General features: G+C 38.8%; 17 protein-coding genes. 2 read left to right on the top strand and 15 right to left on the bottom strand.

Translation table 11 applies throughout. From position 1 onward, the window contains the following. Nucleotides 1–4: 4 nt before the first annotated feature. Complete coding sequence (rlmH, locus tag H7N67_RS06195; protein WP_001203847.1) at nt 5–457, bottom strand: 23S rRNA (pseudouridine(1915)-N(3))-methyltransferase RlmH; 453 nt, start codon at nt 455–457, stop codon at nt 5–7. A 13-nt stretch (nt 458–470) separates the two neighbouring features. Continuing rightward, nucleotides 471–1,340, bottom strand: coding sequence for an acetyl-CoA carboxylase, carboxyltransferase subunit beta (gene accD, locus H7N67_RS06190; protein WP_187939392.1), 870 nt, complete (start codon nt 1,338–1,340; stop codon nt 471–473). An 80-nt stretch (nt 1,341–1,420) separates the two neighbouring features. Between accD and recO the strand changes: the two genes are divergently transcribed. Then, nucleotides 1,421–2,035 carry a recombination protein RecO gene (recO, locus tag H7N67_RS06185; RefSeq protein ID WP_187872856.1) on the top strand — a complete coding sequence of 205 codons (615 nt, stop codon included), beginning with the start codon at nt 1,421–1,423 and terminating at the stop codon, nt 2,033–2,035. Between the two features lie 10 nt (nt 2,036–2,045). Continuing rightward, the gene (locus tag H7N67_RS06180; protein ID WP_187939391.1) at nt 2,046–2,702 is read left to right on the top strand and encodes a CinA family protein; all 657 of its coding nucleotides are present in this window, start codon (nt 2,046–2,048) and stop codon (nt 2,700–2,702) included. A gap of 2 nt (nt 2,703–2,704) precedes the next feature. Here H7N67_RS06180 and H7N67_RS06175 read toward each other — a convergent pair whose 3' ends face one another. From H7N67_RS06175 to H7N67_RS06115, 13 genes are all read right to left on the bottom strand, one after another. Further along, nucleotides 2,705–3,271, bottom strand: coding sequence for a hypothetical protein (locus tag H7N67_RS06175; RefSeq protein ID WP_000476712.1), 567 nt, complete (start codon nt 3,269–3,271; stop codon nt 2,705–2,707). 64 nt (nt 3,272–3,335) lie between these two features. Then, nucleotides 3,336–3,968, bottom strand: coding sequence for an oxygen-insensitive NAD(P)H-dependent oxidoreductase RdxA (gene rdxA, locus H7N67_RS06170; protein WP_187939390.1), 633 nt, complete (start codon nt 3,966–3,968; stop codon nt 3,336–3,338). Continuing rightward, nucleotides 3,965–4,819, bottom strand: coding sequence for a prolipoprotein diacylglyceryl transferase (gene lgt, locus H7N67_RS06165; protein ID WP_187939389.1), 855 nt, complete (start codon nt 4,817–4,819; stop codon nt 3,965–3,967). Before lgt ends, rdxA begins: the two co-directional genes overlap by 4 nt. A gap of 8 nt (nt 4,820–4,827) precedes the next feature. Next, nucleotides 4,828–5,556 (bottom strand): RluA family pseudouridine synthase, encoded by a 729-nt coding sequence (locus tag H7N67_RS06160; protein WP_187939388.1) that lies wholly within the window; start codon nt 5,554–5,556, stop codon nt 4,828–4,830. Between the two features lie 11 nt (nt 5,557–5,567). Continuing rightward, nucleotides 5,568–6,749, bottom strand: a complete 1,182-nt coding sequence (waaA, locus tag H7N67_RS06155; RefSeq protein WP_187939387.1) for a lipid IV(A) 3-deoxy-D-manno-octulosonic acid transferase — start codon at nt 6,747–6,749, stop codon at nt 5,568–5,570. Further along, nucleotides 6,750–7,517: a zinc ribbon domain-containing protein gene (locus H7N67_RS06150; protein WP_187939386.1), complete on the bottom strand. Its 768-nt coding sequence runs from the start codon at nt 7,515–7,517 to the stop codon at nt 6,750–6,752. A 9-nt stretch (nt 7,518–7,526) separates the two neighbouring features. Beyond that, nucleotides 7,527–8,258 carry a GTP cyclohydrolase I gene (locus tag H7N67_RS06145; protein ID WP_187939385.1) on the bottom strand — a complete coding sequence of 244 codons (732 nt, stop codon included), beginning with the start codon at nt 8,256–8,258 and terminating at the stop codon, nt 7,527–7,529. Nucleotide 8,259: 1 nt separating this feature from the next. Continuing rightward, entirely contained in the window at nt 8,260–9,156 is an 897-nt protein-coding gene (glyQ, locus tag H7N67_RS06140) for a glycine--tRNA ligase subunit alpha (protein WP_187939384.1), read from the bottom strand. A 13-nt stretch (nt 9,157–9,169) separates the two neighbouring features. Continuing rightward, nucleotides 9,170–10,108 (bottom strand): NAD(P)H-dependent glycerol-3-phosphate dehydrogenase, encoded by a 939-nt coding sequence (locus tag H7N67_RS06135; protein ID WP_187939383.1) that lies wholly within the window; start codon nt 10,106–10,108, stop codon nt 9,170–9,172. A 237-nt stretch (nt 10,109–10,345) separates the two neighbouring features. Next, nucleotides 10,346–11,953 carry a dynamin family protein gene (locus tag H7N67_RS06130; protein ID WP_187939382.1) on the bottom strand — a complete coding sequence of 536 codons (1,608 nt, stop codon included), beginning with the start codon at nt 11,951–11,953 and terminating at the stop codon, nt 10,346–10,348. Further along, nucleotides 11,953–14,286, bottom strand: coding sequence for a dynamin family protein (locus H7N67_RS06125; RefSeq protein WP_187939381.1), 2,334 nt, complete (start codon nt 14,284–14,286; stop codon nt 11,953–11,955). The genes H7N67_RS06130 and H7N67_RS06125 overlap by 1 nt, the downstream gene beginning before the upstream one ends. Before the next feature lie 2 nt (nt 14,287–14,288). Beyond that, nucleotides 14,289–15,908, bottom strand: a complete 1,620-nt coding sequence (locus H7N67_RS06120) for a dynamin family protein (protein WP_332258209.1) — start codon at nt 15,906–15,908, stop codon at nt 14,289–14,291. Nucleotides 15,909–16,383: 475 nt separating this feature from the next. After that, on the bottom strand, nt 16,384–16,665 hold the full coding sequence (locus H7N67_RS06115) for a DUF3240 family protein (protein WP_000880306.1): 282 nt from the start codon (nt 16,663–16,665) through the stop codon (nt 16,384–16,386). Between the last annotated feature and the right edge of the window lie 12 nt (nt 16,666–16,677).

The raw sequence follows: 16,677 nt of genomic DNA, 5'->3' as shown, positions 1-16,677 counted from the left end.
CCTCCTATTTATGGTATGGATGCTTAAAAATAATGCTCAAAGCCCTATAGATTTGCTCGCATAAGACAATTTTAGCCACTTCATGGCTAAAAGTCATCTCGCTCAAACTCCAAGCTTGACAATCCTTTAAAAAATTTTCTTCAAACCCATACGCTCCAGCGATAAAAAAATTAATATTAAGATGATTTTCTAACATTTTACTAAACGCAAAGCTGTCGCCCCTTTGAGCTTTAGGGTGTAAGGCGATATTTTTTGCCTTAGGGTTTAAATACGGCTCAAAGGCTAGAGAGTAGCTTTTTTGAGCCAGTTCTTTAGAAACTTTTTGAGCGTTGGCGGTATTTTTAGGGAATAAATCCACTAATTCCAGCTCGCAATCAAATCGCTTGCATTGCTTTTGATAGCTTTTCACCAAATCTAGGGGCGAATTTTTAGCAATAGAATACACCACGCAACGCATCAATCTTAAAACTTTAAAAAATCTTTGAAGTCTTATGCGTCATCATAGCGATGAGATCGCTCAAAGTCTTTTTCAAATCCTTCCTGTGCACAATCATATCAATCAAGCCATGCTCTAATAAAAATTCCGCTGTTTGAAAGCCCTCAGGCAAATCCGCCCCTATAGTTTGCTTAATCACCCTAGGCCCTGCAAAACCTATCATCGCTCCAGGCTCTGCAATAATCAAATCCCCTAAAAAAGCAAAAGACGCGCTAACGCCCCCATAAGTGGGATCGCTTAAGAGCGAAATGAAAGGGAGTTTGGCCTCACTCAATCGGTTCAAAGCCGCGCTCGTTTTAGCCATTTGCATGAGCGAATAAGTGGATTCTTGCATCCTAGCCCCCCCACTCGCTGAAACAATCAGTAACGCTTCTTTTTTGGCTACCGCGCGATTGATCGCTCTTACGATCTTTTCGCCTTCCACAGAGCCTAAACTCCCCCCCATAAAGCTAAAATCAAACACCACGATTTGCAAAGGCATGCGGTTGATTTTAGCCTCACCGCTGATCACGGAGCTTGGGCGGTTAGTCCTTTTTTCGTATTTTTTAATGCGTTGTTTATAGCTTTCTTTATCCACGAAATTCAAAGGATCATTAGGCCGTAAGTGCTTGTCAAACTCTTCAAAACTCCCCACATCGCATAAAAATTCAATCCTTTCAGTTGCGTTCATGCGGAAATGGTAATGGCATTTCAAACACACGCTGTATTTACCAAACACTTCTTTATGATACATTAACGCATAACATTTAGGGCATTTCACCCAATGGTTTGGCTGTTCTTCCTTACTTGGTGTTGTCCGCAATTTATTGATCTTAAAATTTTTAAAGAAATCTGCAAATCCCATGTTTTTCCTTAATTTTGCAGTTTTATTAGGATTGTATCCAAGTTTTGCTTATAATAAACCAAATTATCTTAAGAGTAGCGATGCAAGGGTTTCTTTTACAAACACAAAGCATAAGAGATGAAGATTTGATCGTGCGCGTTTTAACCAAAAACCAGCTCAAAACCCTCTATCGTTTCTATGGCAAACGCCACAGCGTGCTGAATGTGGGGCGTAAAATTGATTTTGAAGAAGAAAACGATGATAAATTTTTACCCAAGTTAAGGAATATTTTGCATTTAGGCTATATTTGGGAAAGAGAAATGGAGCGCTTGTTTTTTTGGCAACGCTTTTGCGCTCTCTTGTTCAAACATTTAGAAGGCGTGCATTCTTTAGATAGTGTCTATTTTGACACTTTAGATGATGGGGCTAGCAAACTCTCCAAGCAGCACCCCTTAAGAGTGATTTTAGAAATGTATGCAACGCTTTTGAATTTTGAAGGGCGCTTGCAAAGTTACAATTCTTGTTTTTTATGCGATGCAAAATTAGAGCGTTCTGTCGCTTTAGCGCAAGGGTTTATTCTAGCGCACCCCTCTTGTTTGAAAGCTAAAAGCCTGGATTTAGAAAAAATCCAAGCTTTTTTTCACACTCAAAGCACGATTGATTTAGAAACAGAAGAAGTGGAAGAATTGTGGCGCACGCTGAATTTAGGATTTTAAAAGGTTAAAAATGAAATTTAAATTTTTGAATATGGATAATGAAAGCGGTTTTATTTTGATTGAAAAGGAATTGAAACGATTGAACGTTACCGCTCAAGTCAAAGAAGATGGCATTGAATTAAAAGGCGAGAATGTAGAACAAGCGAGAATTTATCTTCAAACGCTTTTTAACTCCAATATTGTGGAATTAGACGATAACCAAAAAAGCGCAAACGCTGTGATAGAGCGCTTGAAATCTTTAGGTTTAAAAATGGCGGTGGCTGAAAGCTGCTCTGGGGGGTTATTATCGCATGCATTCACTTCCATTAGCGGGGCTTCAGCGGTTTTTATGGGGGGCATTGTGTGTTACAATGAAGAGGTCAAGCGCGAATTATTGAAAGTCAATGCCACGACTTTAAAAGTCTTTGGGGTTTATAGCGAAGAATGCGTGAAAGAAATGCTATTAGGCGTGTTTTTCAATTTTAAAGTGGATTTAGCGCTTGCGATCAGTGGGGTGGCTGGCCCTAATGGGGGGAGTAAGGCTAATCCGGTAGGCACGATTTATATTGGCGTGCAAAAATTAGGATCTCAAGCTTTAATCGATCGCTGTTTTTTTGAAGGCAATAGAGAAAGCATTCAAAATAAAAGCGTAGAGCATGCCCTAAACATGCTCGCCAGAATGCTATAAAACTACCTTAACGCGCAAACGCTACCAAATTCTTTTTGAGCGACCTTAGCGATGTAAGCGATTTCATTATCGTTAAGGTTTTCAACGCTCGCTTTTAAATACCTTTTGATTTGATCAATCTGGCAACCCACTAGCTTGATTTTCACCACAGCCACCTCCGATTTTAAATTCGTATAGGTGTAGGCTACTTGGATCTTAGTCGCTAGGTAATTATAGATAGCGTAGCTGATATTCGTAGCCGTTTGCTCGGACTCATGGAATTGCTCCATGAAGCGTTTTTTATACTTCAACATGATTTCATGAAAAACCACGATCAGGCTCAATTTAGCGTTTAAGGTCGCTTGCTCAATCCCTAAATATTTGTTATTAACAGGGATATACGCCACGCCCATTTCTTCGTAGGGGACTTTAGGGTCTTCAAAAACCCAAGCAGGAGCATCAGACAATTCTGATTTCATGCCCTTTAAATCAGAGACTAAAATCCCATCATCTCTTAAAAGACTCTTAGCGCTTAATGAAACGCTTGAAAACACCCCTAAAAGAGCGATTAAAACCATTCTTTTAAACAAAATACCACTCCTTAAACTTTAATTTAGGTTTGATTATAGTTAAAAAGTTTTTGATTTTGTTTAATCACAACCAAGTAATTGCATCAACTTTTGATTTTCTTGATTTTTGGCTCGCTTCTGCCACCCTCTTGCCCAAAGCGATCAAGCATGCGATTTTAGGCTTATTGATACGCTCTTCTAAAACTTCGCCCACCTTTAAAGGATCAAAGCCTCCAATAATGCAACTATCCAATCCCATTAAGCTCACGCCCATGCAAATTTGCCCCACAGCGATATAGCATTGCTCTAAAATATAGCTTTCTAATTTTTGCATGCTGTGGTTGAATCTCGCGCCAAGCATTTGAGCAAAAGAGGGGATCACTCTAACTTTATAAGACTCCGGATAGAGGTTTTGCATGTAGTGGCCGTGTGGTAACAACTCGCTGGGTTTTAAAGAGCATACCACCATTAACGCTGAAGCGCTTTTAATCATCTCTTCATTGAAATAGCTGTGTGCTGCAATTTGTTTTTTTAAATCCTTATTAGTAACCATCACAAAATGCCATGGCTGCGTGTTGTAAGAGCTTGGCGATAGCCTAGCGATTTCAGCGATTTCTTCTAATTCTGTGCTAGAAAACTCATAATGGCTGTCAAACATCTTGCAAGAATGGCGTTCGTTCAGTAATTGTCTTCTTTTTTCGTGATCCAAAAATTTCATTGATTTTCCTTTATTTTTTTAGAATTTTTCGTAGCATACAATAAAATCCCTAATGAAACAATTACCATAAGTAAGCTTAAAATCTGCCCCATGCTCAAATTTAAAAAATAAACCCCCATTTGGCTATCCGGCTCTCTGTAAAATTCCGCAATAAAGCGCATCAAGGAATACCCCAAGCCATAAACCACGATGAGCAACCCATGCGTTTTGGTGTGTTTTTTAGCCCACATTACCATTAAAAACACGACAACCCCCTCTAAAAACGCTTCAATCAATTGGCTAGGATAGCGCAATTGATTATCCACCATAATGCCTATGATTTGCCCTAAATAGCTGTCTTTGGGGACAACCCTCCCAAAAAGCTCCTGGTTTAAAAAATTCCCAATCCTCCCAAAAACATACCCTAAAGGCAGGCTGATCGCAATCAAATCCAAATAAATCAAAAGCTTTTTTAAATCCTTACGGCTATAAAGATACGAAGCGATCAAAAACCCCACCAACCCCCCATGATAGCTCATCCCACGAATGCCTACAAAATTCCCATGGCTATCAAAAGGGTTAAAGATTTGCCAAAAATGCGTCAAATAATAGCTGGAATTAGGCTCATAAATAAGAATGTATCCTATCCTTGCCCCTAGCACAATGCCAAGCTCCGCCCACAAAAAATAACTCTCAAATTCCTTCCTTTCAATGGGGAATCGCTTGGGATCTTTTTGGATCATTCTCAACGCCATATAAAAAGCGGTAACAATCGCGCACGCATACGCCAAACCATACCAATGCACATCAATACCGCCAAGACTAAAAGCGATAGGGTTAAATCGTTCATAAATCGTATTCCAAGCGTTCATGCTCATCCTTAAATTTCAAATTCTTTAGGAGCGATCGCTTCAAATTCATACCCTAGCAGCGCAATTTTATGCGCATGGAGCATCAAGCGTTTGGCTGAACTTGGCTCATTATTATAGATCGTATCGCCTATAATGGGGTGGTTAATGTGCTTTAAATGGACTCTGATCTGGTGGGTTCTTCCGGTTTTGATCCCCACTTTTAAAAAGGTTTTTTTATTGATGATTTTTAAGGGCGTGATGATCGTGACCGCTTCTTGCCCTTTTTTAGAGATTTTGCTAAACGCTTTAGTGGTTTTAATGGTAAGAATGGGAGCGTTGATTTCTCGCTCTTCTTCTATGATGCCTTGAACGATCGCTAAATACTCTTTTTTAACCGCCCTGTCTTTAAAAGCCTTTTTAGCTTTTAAGTGGAATTCTGAATTTTCTTTCACCAATAAAATCACCCCGCTTGTTTCTTTATCCAAGCGGTGCAACAGCACCCAATCTTTGAAAAAAGAGGCTAGATCATAGCTCTCTATAAAAGGGGGTTTAAAAAGGGCTAGAATGTTTTCATCTTCAAAAATCACGCTGGGTTTTTCAACCTTTTGGACGCCAAAGCGCGTGTTTTTGGGCAATTCTTTTCTGGCGATGCTCAATTTCTGCCCCCCTATGCTCACTAACCCCAAATCAATCAAAGATTTGGCTTTTTTATGCGAAATGTTTTCTTGAACGCTCAATAATTTGTAGGCTTTTTCCATGTTTATCCTTTTTAATGTTTAATGAAGGCGAGCAATTCGTTTAAATCATGCCCATTTTCTAAAAAACGCGCCACGCCTAAATTTTTGTAATCTAAGAGAGCGTCTAACAGATCCTCTTTTGGAACGATTTTATAAGGCTTGACTAATTCAAACAACGCTACCTGGTTGAAAAGATGCTCCCCTGTGATTAGGCGCGCATTAAAAAACGCCGGCTCTAAAGGGTTATGCCCCCCCATTTTGACAAACGAACCCCCTAAAATGACAATGTCTGCGATCGCATAGAAGTTATTCAATTCCCCCAAGCTATCCACTAACAAAATATCGCATTCCACAAAACCCTTTGAAGAAAAACACTCTAAACTAAAAGGCGTCGTTTTTAAAATATCTTGCAACAAATTTTGCACGCTTTTAAAACGCTCGGGGTGGCGCGGCACGACAATCAGTCTTGCGTTCTTAAAAGTCTTTTTGAACTCCAAAAACGCTTTTAACCCTAATTCCTCCTCGCCCTCATGCGTGCTGGCTAAAACAATGTTTAAAGCGCTTGGGTTTTTAGGGTAAAACGAAGCGATCACAGGCTTTGAAAAACGCTTGATATTCAAAAAATCCACCACTTTTTTTGCCCCTAGATTCAACAAGCGCTTTTGATCGTCCTTGCTTTGCGCTAAAATCAAATCAATGCGTTTGAATAAAATCGCATAAAAGAAAGAAAAACGCTGGTACTTGGGGTAAGAACGAACGCTGATGCGAGCGTTAATGAGCATGGTTTTTGCCCCTAATTTTTGAGCCGTATCAAACACATTAAACCACAATTCCGCTTCTGTAACCACCAAAGTTTTCAAGCGTTTTAAGTTTTTTTTCCATGCAAATAATAGGGTTTCAAAAGGCAGGTAACGCACTTCTATGTGTTGAGAATGCTGATAAGTTTGAGCGGCTAATTCAAAGCCGGTATTAGTGGTAACGCTGATTAAAATCGGCTCTTTTAAAGCGTGGATGATTGGCTCTAAGGATTTGACCTCCCCATAAGAGCATGCATGAAACCAAAAAACCGGCTCGCTTTTTAAAAGATTGTCTTTGAGAAAAAAACGAGCCTTTAAAGAATGGCGGTATTTTTCCTTAAAACTCCAAAAAAAGATGAAAGGCGTGCAAAAAAGATGCCCCAAAGTCAAACATAAAAGGTAGAAAAACTTAAACAATCAAACGGATTCTTGGCTTTCTTTTGGTTGGCTTTCTTTTGGAGATTGAGCGTTACTTTCATACGCGCCCTCAGCGTATAAAATACGCCCGCAATACGGGCAAGTGATCATATCCCCACTCGTTAGCACTTCGGTATAAATCTTATCGTTTAGTCTAATAAAACAACCCCCACAAGCCTGTTTTTTGATCGTTACAATGCTCGTGTTTTTCGCCCATCTTCTGATCCTTTCATAAAAGCTATAGATTTTAGGCTCGGTTTTTTCCACGAGTTCTTCTTTCTTTTTAAAGATGATCTGTTGGGTTTCTTTGATGTTTTTGACTTCATTTTCCACTAAGCTTTCCAATTCCAGCGCTAATTTTTCAAGCTCTAGCATTTCTTTTTTCAAATCCTCTTGTTTTTCGCTTTTGTGCTTGATTTCATTTTGCAAGTTTTCAATTTCTCTGTTGGCTTGGTTGGATCGTTCTTTAGCAATATCTTCTTCAATGTTTAAAGAGCGCAATTCCCTTTCGGATTTGATCTCGCTCATTTTCTTTTGGATGCTAGCGATTTTAGCGTTCGTGTCTTGTAAGGTTTGCTCGTTTTTAGAAACCTGTAATTTTAGGACTAATTTTTCCTCTTCTAAATTCAAAATCGCTTTATTTTTAGCTTCTTTATCATTCAAGGCCTTATCCAAGTCTTTCCGTTTTTCTCTGATCAACGGCTCTAAGGAGTCAATTTCTTTATCCAAATGCGAAATTTCAATCAATTGTTTGAGGTGGGTGTTCATCGCTTTCCTTTAAATGATTTGCAAGGGGTTTTTAAAATTCTCTATTGTAACCAAATAATTAAAAGAATGCAAAATTTCAGCCACAATGAGTGCGAAACCCCTTTCGCTATAATAATGCGTGGCGTCAATCAAACTTATCCCTAAAGATTGAGCGATCATAGCGTCATGGTATTTCACATCGCCTGTAATTAAACAGCTTTGTGCTTTTAAAGAAGAGAACATGGACGCTCCCGATCCGCACACAAACGCTAAATCTTTAATGATTGGAGAACTTTTAACACATGCTAATTGTCCCACCCCTAAAGAAGATTTGATTTTTTTCACCAACGCATCAAATTCCATATTAGCGTTTTCTTTCACTAACATAAGGCCTTTTTCCATCAAGCCATCAAACCCTAAAAGCGCGCTAGCGAAATGCTTGTTTAAATGCGTTTTGTCAAAATTCGTGTGCATGCTGATGACTGAAATGTTTTTTTGGATTAAGATTTTTAAAATATTCCCCGGATAAGCCTCATAATTTAGCGTTTTTAAGGGCTTGAAAATTAAAGGGTGGTGCGTGATGATTAGGGCGTTTTTGGGAGCGTTTAGAGCGATTTGAAGCGTGATTTCTAAGCATGCGATAATCTCGCTAAACTCGCTATTTCCACTCCCCACATTCAACCCGCTATTATCCCACAATTCTTGGAGTTCAAAAGGCGAAAGGCGGTTCAAAACTTCCAACACTTCCTTAACTAACGCCATTTTAAGCCTTTATTAGAGCGTTTTTTAAACGCTCTTCTCTTTCTTCTTCTTGCTCTTTATAAAGAAGCGCGCACCCTTTGGCTAAATCCCTGATTTGTAAAATATAATTTTGCCTTTCAGCCACCGAAATCGCTTTTCTGGCGTCTAAAATATTGAAAAAATGCGAGCATAGCATCACAAAATCATAAGCCGGCAGCGGGAGCTTGTTTTCCAAGCAATGCAAGGCTTCGGCTTGGGCGTTTTTAAACATTTCTAATAGCCTTGTTACGCTCGCTATTTCAAAATGATATTTGCTGAATTCGTATTCGCTTTCTAAATGCACTTGCATATAACGCACGCTTTCATTATCCTTTTTAGCCCATTCAATCTCTAGGATATTTTCCACTTTTTGGACATACATCGCTAATCTTTCCAAGCCGTAAGTGATCTCCACCGGGATAGGGTTACAAGCAATGCCCCCCACTTGCTGGAAATAAGTGAATTGCGTAACCTCCATGCCATCAAGCCACACTTCCCAGCCAAGCCCCCATGCCCCCAAAGTCGGACTCTCCCAATTGTCTTCTACAAATCGTATATCATGCTCATTAAGGTTTATCCCTAACACTTCCAAGCTTTTTAAATACATTTCTTGGATATTAGAAGGGCTTGGCTTGATAACCACTTGGAATTGGTAATAACTCCCCAAGCGGTTAGGGTTTTCCCCATAGCGCCCATCAGTAGGCCTTCTAGAGGGCGCGACATACGCCACATTCCACGGCTTTTTATCCAAACTCCTTAAAAGCGTGGCCGGATGGAATGTCCCCGCTCCTGCAGGAATATCATAAGGCTGGATCACCAAACAGCTTTGATTCTTCCAATACTCTTGTAATTTTAATAATAAACTTGAAAAATCTTGCATGCTCTCTTTCCTTTTAAGCGCGTCTGATCAAATCGTTCATGCTCTCTAGCACACTCTTACCCTTTAAAAGCAAGGCTAGTTCGCTCGCAATGGGCGTATAAATGCCGTATTTTCTAGCGATTTCCACAATGGCGTTGGTCGTTTTCACCCCCTCAGCCACTTCGCCCAATTCTTCTAAAACCACCTCTAAAGGCTTATTTTGGGCTAGCCCCAAACCCACACGATAATTCCTGGATAAAATGGAATTAGCGGTTAAAAACAAATCCCCAGCCCCAGAAAGCCCTAAAAAAGTCTCTGTCTTGCCCCCAAAGAACGCCCCAAAGCGTTGCATTTCCACCAAACCTCTAGATAATAAACTCGCTTTAGCGCTATTGCCTAATTTCAAGCCATCACAAACCCCCCCCGCAATGGCTATCACGTTTTTATACGCCCCGGCGATTTCACCCCCTATGATGTCTTGTTGGGCGTAAGCTCTGATAAAAGAGGGGGTTTTATTGGCGAATTCTAGCGCTAAAGCCTGATTATTGGAATGGATGACTAACGCGCAAGGCAAGCCCTGAATGATTTCAGCCGCAAAACTCGGGCCGGCTAAAAAACACAAAGAATTAGGATCGATAAAATCCTTTGCGATCTCGCTCACAAACGCCCTGTTTAAAACCTCTATCCCTTTAGAAGCGATTAAAACCTTAGCGTTTTTGGGTAAAGAAGCGTTTTGGAACCATTCCCTTAGATGCTGCACGCTAATAGCGATGACATAAAGCGCTGCTTTTAAGCCTCTTTGTAAATCCACTTGCTCTATGGGGGCAGAACCTTTAGAAATCAAGGTGTTATTGAGCTTTTTTAGCGGCTCGTTTAGATCGCGCCTTGAAATGATTTTGACTTCATTCTTTTCTCCAAAAGCAAAGGCTAAAGCCCTCCCCCACGCCCCGCCACCAAATACTGCAATTTCCATTAAATTCCTAATCTCATTGATTGTAAAACTCGCCATTTTACAATAATAAGTTTAAAATAGCCCTTACATTCAAAACGCTGTCTTTGATTAAAAATAGAGTAGTTTAAAAAATTTTTTAAATTTTAAAAAATGGGATTTTGGTTACTTTACTTTAAACTCATTGTTTAAGGGGATAAGGGGGGTATTTTGAAACCATTCCCCCCTACAACTAAAAACCCTTTCACGCTCCGATCCAAATCACCGCCGTTTTGACCTCCTCCACTCTCTCAAATCGTCTTGAAGCTCCTCATCGTTTAAAGACTTTTGATAGGCGTTGTCCGCTTCTTCTTTAAACTCCCTAAGCGTTTGCAAATTTTCTAAAGAGTAATGCAGTTGGAGTAACTCATTACATTTATCTAAACTATCTCTAGTTTCTTGGATCTCTTCTTCACTCCATTCATACCAATCCAAATAAAACAAATTGAGATCCCTAAAATACAGCACCATTTTTTTGATTTCTTCAAACTCTCTGTAGTTTGCTTCGTCGTCCTCTTCGTCGTCGTTTTGTTCTTTGTATTTTTCAAAAGTGAAAGCGCTCACACGATCAAAAACCTTATCAATGCTCTTTTTAAACAAGTCAATCACTTCGTTCAATCGCGCTAAATTCTCTCTTTTGGATTTTTCTTTCTCAGAAAATTCTTTTTTGAGCGATTCTATTTTATTAAAAGTGTCATCATTGAAATCATCAAAGCCCTTTTGCAATAAATCCAATCTGACAGAATGCAAAGCCTTTTGATAGCGTTTGAATTTGTTAGCGTCTTGATTAATAGCCTTTTCATACATGGAATGCACCTCGTATAAAGATCCTAAAATTTCGTTTTGTTTCTCGCTCCTTTGATTTAACTTCATTAAAAATTTCTCAAGCGAGTTAAAAACTTTGCTTTTTTCGCTGAACTCTTTAATTTCTAGATACCTTGTAGCGCTATAAGCGCCAATCCCTAAAAATTCAATGCCATTATCTTTTAAAGCTTCTCTAATTTTCTTAGCGACTTCTTCTAACTGGCTTTTGGTGCGCCTATCAGCCCTACTCAATACGATAAAAACCTGCTTGCCCTCTTCTTCGTATAATTCTTGCAAAAACTCTAAATCATCGCTTTCAATGCCCCCACGCTCGCAACTAATAAGCCATAGAATGTGTTTAGCGTGCTTTAGGGATTCTTTAGAGGCTTCTTTGTCCCCACCCGTATAGCCTTGATTGCCAGGGTTATAGCCAGGCGTGTCTATGAAGCATAAAAATTCAAAAGGCACGCTAGGAGAGCTTAAGAGCATGAAAGGCATGATTTCTTTCAAATTAAAGCCAAGGGATTTTAAAAACTGATGATCAAAAGCGAGGTGGGGTAATTCCACCATGCCCCCATTTTGAGAAAACCCCATTAAAACTTCTTTTTGACCCTTTAGGCAATAAGTGGGGATAGCTGTGGTGGGATTCATGTCTTCAGGGAGTTTTAATTTCAAGCCCAACAAGTTGTTTAAAAAAGTGGATTTGCCCGCGCTAAACCCTCCCCCCACCGCAACGATGGTTTTTTGGAACAAACTAGGGTAGCTCGCTACTAATTGCAATTCTTTTTGGATTTCTTGGAGCGTCAGTAACGCTATTTCCTTTTCTTTGAGCGAATCCACGCCGCTAGCGAACTCTAAAAACTCGTCATCTAAGACGCTCTGGTATTCTTCTAGCCCTTCATTTTCCATTTTAGCGTTTAAAATACGAGCGATTAGATCGTAGCGTTCTTTTAACCCCTCTGTATTGTGGTAGTTCTCAGCTGCGCTATTGTCATTAAAAATACTATTAAAAAAATTAATGCTCATTAAATCCCCTTTAAAGCTTGGATTTTTGCGTCTAATTGAGCGATGGATTGTTCTTTGTTTTGCACTTGATTGTGCAAGTTTTGCATGTCTTTTTGGAGTTTTGAAAGCGTATCGCTGGCAAAGTTTTGCTTTTCTAAATTCTCTCTTAAACCTTGGATATAGCCTTTCACATCTTTTTTAGCCTCAGCTTCAAAACCTCTCATATAATTCCCCACGCTTTGTATGAAAGCATTAGCTTCATCGCCTTTTAAAAAGCCCGTTTTCCCCCTTATCTCGCCAGGAAGCTTATCATTATAATCAAACTCTTTAAATTCAATGGGATTTAAAACAGCCTCCACGCTTTTTTTGAAAGCGTATTTATCAATCAAACTATTATCACGGATGATTTCGCTCATTCTAGAAAGGACTTTAGCGTAGAGCGCGTTTTTAAAATTTTTACTAAAAGATCTAGCGCTTCTGTTTAAGGCTTTTTCGCAATCATCATGCATCTTTATCAAAAAATCAACCACCGCTCCGGCTTTAACGCTCGTTACTTTTTTATAATATCCTTTTTGTTCATAGCCCCAATCATCGCTAAACGCTTGGCCAAAAAACCTCGCAAATCTCCCTAAAAAGCCATCTTGTTTAACTTTTTTTAGAACATATTCATTATCTTCACCTTTTTGGTGTTCATTATTCTTTTCAGTTTGTTGGATAAATTTTTCTAATGTTTTTTCCAAGCCATCTTCAATATTGGTAAAGAAATCATCAATAAAATTTCCATACACCTCATCAAACCCTGTTTCAATCTCAGTAGAGAGTTTTTCATAAGCCCTTATTTGCTCTTTGATAGCGCTAATGTCAGCGTTTTTAACTCTCTTTTTTTCTTCTTCCAGATCTTGCAACAACTGCGCTATGAATTTATGGAGGTTGTTTGCTCGGCTCTCTATCTTTGATTCCAAATTCTTAAGCATGATTTTTTCTTTCTCTTGGGCGGCTTTTTTTAAACGCTCTTCAATCGCACCCATATTGCTTAAAAACAATAAGCTTTCTTTAGACTTGTCATCGCTACTAAAAGCGTCAGGGTAAGCGTTAGTTAAATTCCGTAATGCATTGTGATACTCTTCTGTTTTGCTTTCCCAAGAAGCTTGGTTTTTGAAATCTTTATACATGCTAAAGCAAACCCCTGAAGCCAAAATGACGCCATTTTTGATTGCTTTTTCAAAAATCTCTCGTTGGTTAGGGTAGTTTTCAATCAACTTTCCCATGATATTATTTAATTGAGATGAAAGGGATTTTTGCGCGTTTTCAAAGGCTGTAGGGAGGTGTTGGCCAGATTTTTCCACTTCACTCATAGAAAGAACAACGCTGTCGGCTTGGCTTGCCACAAAATAAATTTCTTGAAGGCCTTCTTTGTTAGAAACCCTATCAAACAAACTCATATCGCTATCCGTTAAAAACTGATTAGAAGGGCTTACAATAAACACCACATCGCAATCTTTCAATAAGGCTTTGGTACGCTCTTCTCTGGAAGCGATGGGATCATTCACTCCTGGGGTATCAATCACTTCCAAATCTTTAAGATTGGGGTTATTCAAAGAAATTTGCACTGCTTTAGTGTAGGGCATGAACTTCCCGTTCGCGCCCACGAATTGGAGCAATTTTTGATTCAGATCTTCTAAGCTATTGGCTTGAATGCGTGGATCCAATTTTTCCGTGTTGAGCAAACCGCTTTTTTTCATTCTTTCATATTGATCGTATGATGAAACGAGCTTCGTATTCTCATTTAATGTATTTTTAGCGGTCCTTCTAGCCTTTTCCAATACTTCTTCATCGCTTAAAACCCTCTCTTTGGGCGCTGCTTCAGGGTTTTTATTTCTGTTAAGCATGTTGCCAAGATTCTTAAATCCCTCTTTAGCCCTATTTGAAAGACTTTTTTGCTTTTTGACTCCTTCTTCAACAATCCTGTTAAACTCCCTTACATACCTTTCATGTTCGTTTTTAAGCTCTGCAATATCCTTTGGGCTATAAAACTCCACTTCAGCGCTCAGGGTATTGGCGTATTTTAAAACAGTGAGACTAGCCGTCATGGGCGTTGCCGCTTTGGGTAAAACCTCTACACCCTCAAAAATCAAAGCGTTTAAGAGCGAGCTTTTACCCGCTTTCACGCGCCCGATGATACCGACTTTAAGATCCCTATCTTCAGCCTGCATTTCTTTTAGTGTTTTCTCTAACTCTTCGGTTTTAATCACAGCGTTATCGCTCATAAAAGGCTTCGCTTTTTCTTGCAAGCCTTGTTCTTGTAGCGTTTTTTCAATTAAAGCGCTTTTTTTAATGAGTTCTTGAGCGTTCATTATTAATCCTTTAAATATTGTTGTTCTAGATCGCTTAAAGCGTTGATCTTGTTTTCTAAGATTTGTTTTTGATTTTCTAAATCGTTTAGGTGTTTTTCTTTTTCCTTTTGAGCGAGTGCGATTTCTTGTTTTTTATGCGTGATTTCCAGTTCGCACCGATCTTTTAAACCTTTTAGGGAATTTTCCAAGCATTCATTAAACAAGCCCGGTAAAACTTTTTTAAGCTTGTATTGAACCTCTGGTATCACTTTAACTTCAATCAGATTTTCTAATTTCGCCCGCTCTTTTTCTTCATTTCTAAAGAATGAAGCGATGATATTAGGCAACAAAGTCAATAAATCTTTTAAAAGAGGTTTTAACCCTTGCAAGATCAGCGCGAACGGCCTTGTAACCGGGTTCTTGGCTAAGATCACGCTTAAGGCGTTGATCCCTAATTCAAGGCCATGCTCTAAATTCACAGACAAATCGCTAGAAAGCTGCGTGTTGTTCAAGCTTTCAAATTCCGCGCAAAAATCTTTTGAAAAAGAAAGGTTGATCTTTTCAATCTCTAATTTAGTGTTTTTGATCAAGCTTTGTTGCATGACGCTTTCTATTTCGCTATTGAACTCGTTAGGCTTGTTGATTAAAGAGGCTAAATAGGGCTTTTGATCCCTGACCTCTTCTATGACTTTTTTAACCACCGATCCCACAGCCACGCTAGAATATTCTTCTTCTAAATTAGCCCTTAATTTTTCATAGGTTTTTTCAATGTCTTTAACGCTCAAATCCAACGCTTGTATTTCTTCTAAAGCCTTTTCTTTAGAATAATCAAAGCTTTCCATCACGCTTTTTAGGCTGTTTTGTAACTGGGAATTTAAAAACTTCAATCGTTTCAAATACAAAGCGCTAAAAAGCTTTTCAGCGTCTATTTTATCCGCTACCTCTAAAAGAGCGTTATTGTCTTTATTGGAATAAATAAGATGCGTTGTCAAATCAAGGTGATCTTGGATTTGATCTTGAATGTAGTGAGAGATTTCTCCCACTTGCGAGGGCGTCCTCAAATTCGTTTTACTCAAAATAAAGCTAAGGCCTTTGTCAAACTCTAAAAGGTTTTTTAACTCCCTAACCATGCGTTTGGTTAGGTTACCCTCTTCTACGCTTGCAAGAATGACAAAATGCACACCCCTTTCTAAATATTCCAAAATGGCATGGGTGTGGCTTGAAATGGGGCTATCAAAGCCGGGCATATCCACAAACACTAAAGGCGCGCTGTTTTTCAAAGCTTCATTATTCAAATAAACCTTAAGGTAGGAATACTTCGTGGCATTGTCTTTAATCACCTCAAAACTTTGCTCATTCAGTTCAAAACTCTCTGTTTTTTCATCATTGTTTGAAAAAGCCTCTATGCGTTCGTTAGCACTATAGTGCAACTCAGTGGCTAAAGAAGTCTCTGGCGTGATACCGGTAGGCAAAACGCTACTGCCTAAAAAGCGGTTTAATAGCGTGCTTTTGCCTGCGCTGAAATTCCCCACAACGGGTATCACAAACTGTTGTTTTTGAATGCTTGCTAAAAGAGTAGAGCATTCTGTTTTATCAATCTCCACTTCTTTTAAAACTTCTAAAACCTGTTCTAAAAACTCCACAAAATTCGTCTATGTGCGTAAAATCATTACCAATCCTTTAAAATTAAAAATTAAAATCTAAACAAGACGCAAAAATCCCTAAAATATGGGTTTATATGGGTATGGGTTTATATGGGGGTGAAAAGATAAAACGGCTGACTAGAGAGAGAGAGAGAGAGAAAGCGGATTTTTAAGAATAATAGTCATTACAAACTCCTAGCACCATTTAATAGTGGGTATTATACTTGATTTTTCACAATCAAAACTAAAATACTCAAAAATATTAAAGAGCTTGATTTTAATCAAGCGATAGCTTATAAAAAGCGGTCTTAGGGGGTTAGGGGGATTTAGTTGGGGGTTAAGGGGGGTATTATCGCAAAATACCCCCCTATCCCCTTAAGAGAATGAGTTTCAAAAACAAAGTAACTAAAACCCCATTTTTTTAAAAAAGTTAAAAATTTTAGTTATTGGCATTTAATGAAAAACGCCATGCGTTTTACAACCCATGCGTTTGAGAATAAAACAATTTCATTTCTTTAGAAGCGAACTGATTTTTTAAATCTTTTGCTAGAGATAAAGCGATCTCATCGCTTAAAAAAAGCTTGAATTTAGCGTAGTCTTTACGCCCACTCACCTGCTCTTTTTGGCTTAAAAGCAGCGAAGAAGCGGCGTATTTATAGCATTCCACATAAAAAAAATCATCAAAGCCTTTTTCAAACAAATAATCTATTAAAGCGTCTTTCAAGCAAATATCAATATAAATTTCTAAAGCTAGCATGCAAAATCCTTT

Origin of the sequence: Helicobacter pylori (assembly GCF_014498195.1) — a bacterium.
Taxonomy (GTDB): domain Bacteria; phylum Campylobacterota; class Campylobacteria; order Campylobacterales; family Helicobacteraceae; genus Helicobacter; species Helicobacter pylori_DO.
The sequence above is the reverse complement of the archived record's forward strand: the minus strand, read 5'-3'. Positions and strand labels throughout refer to the sequence as shown.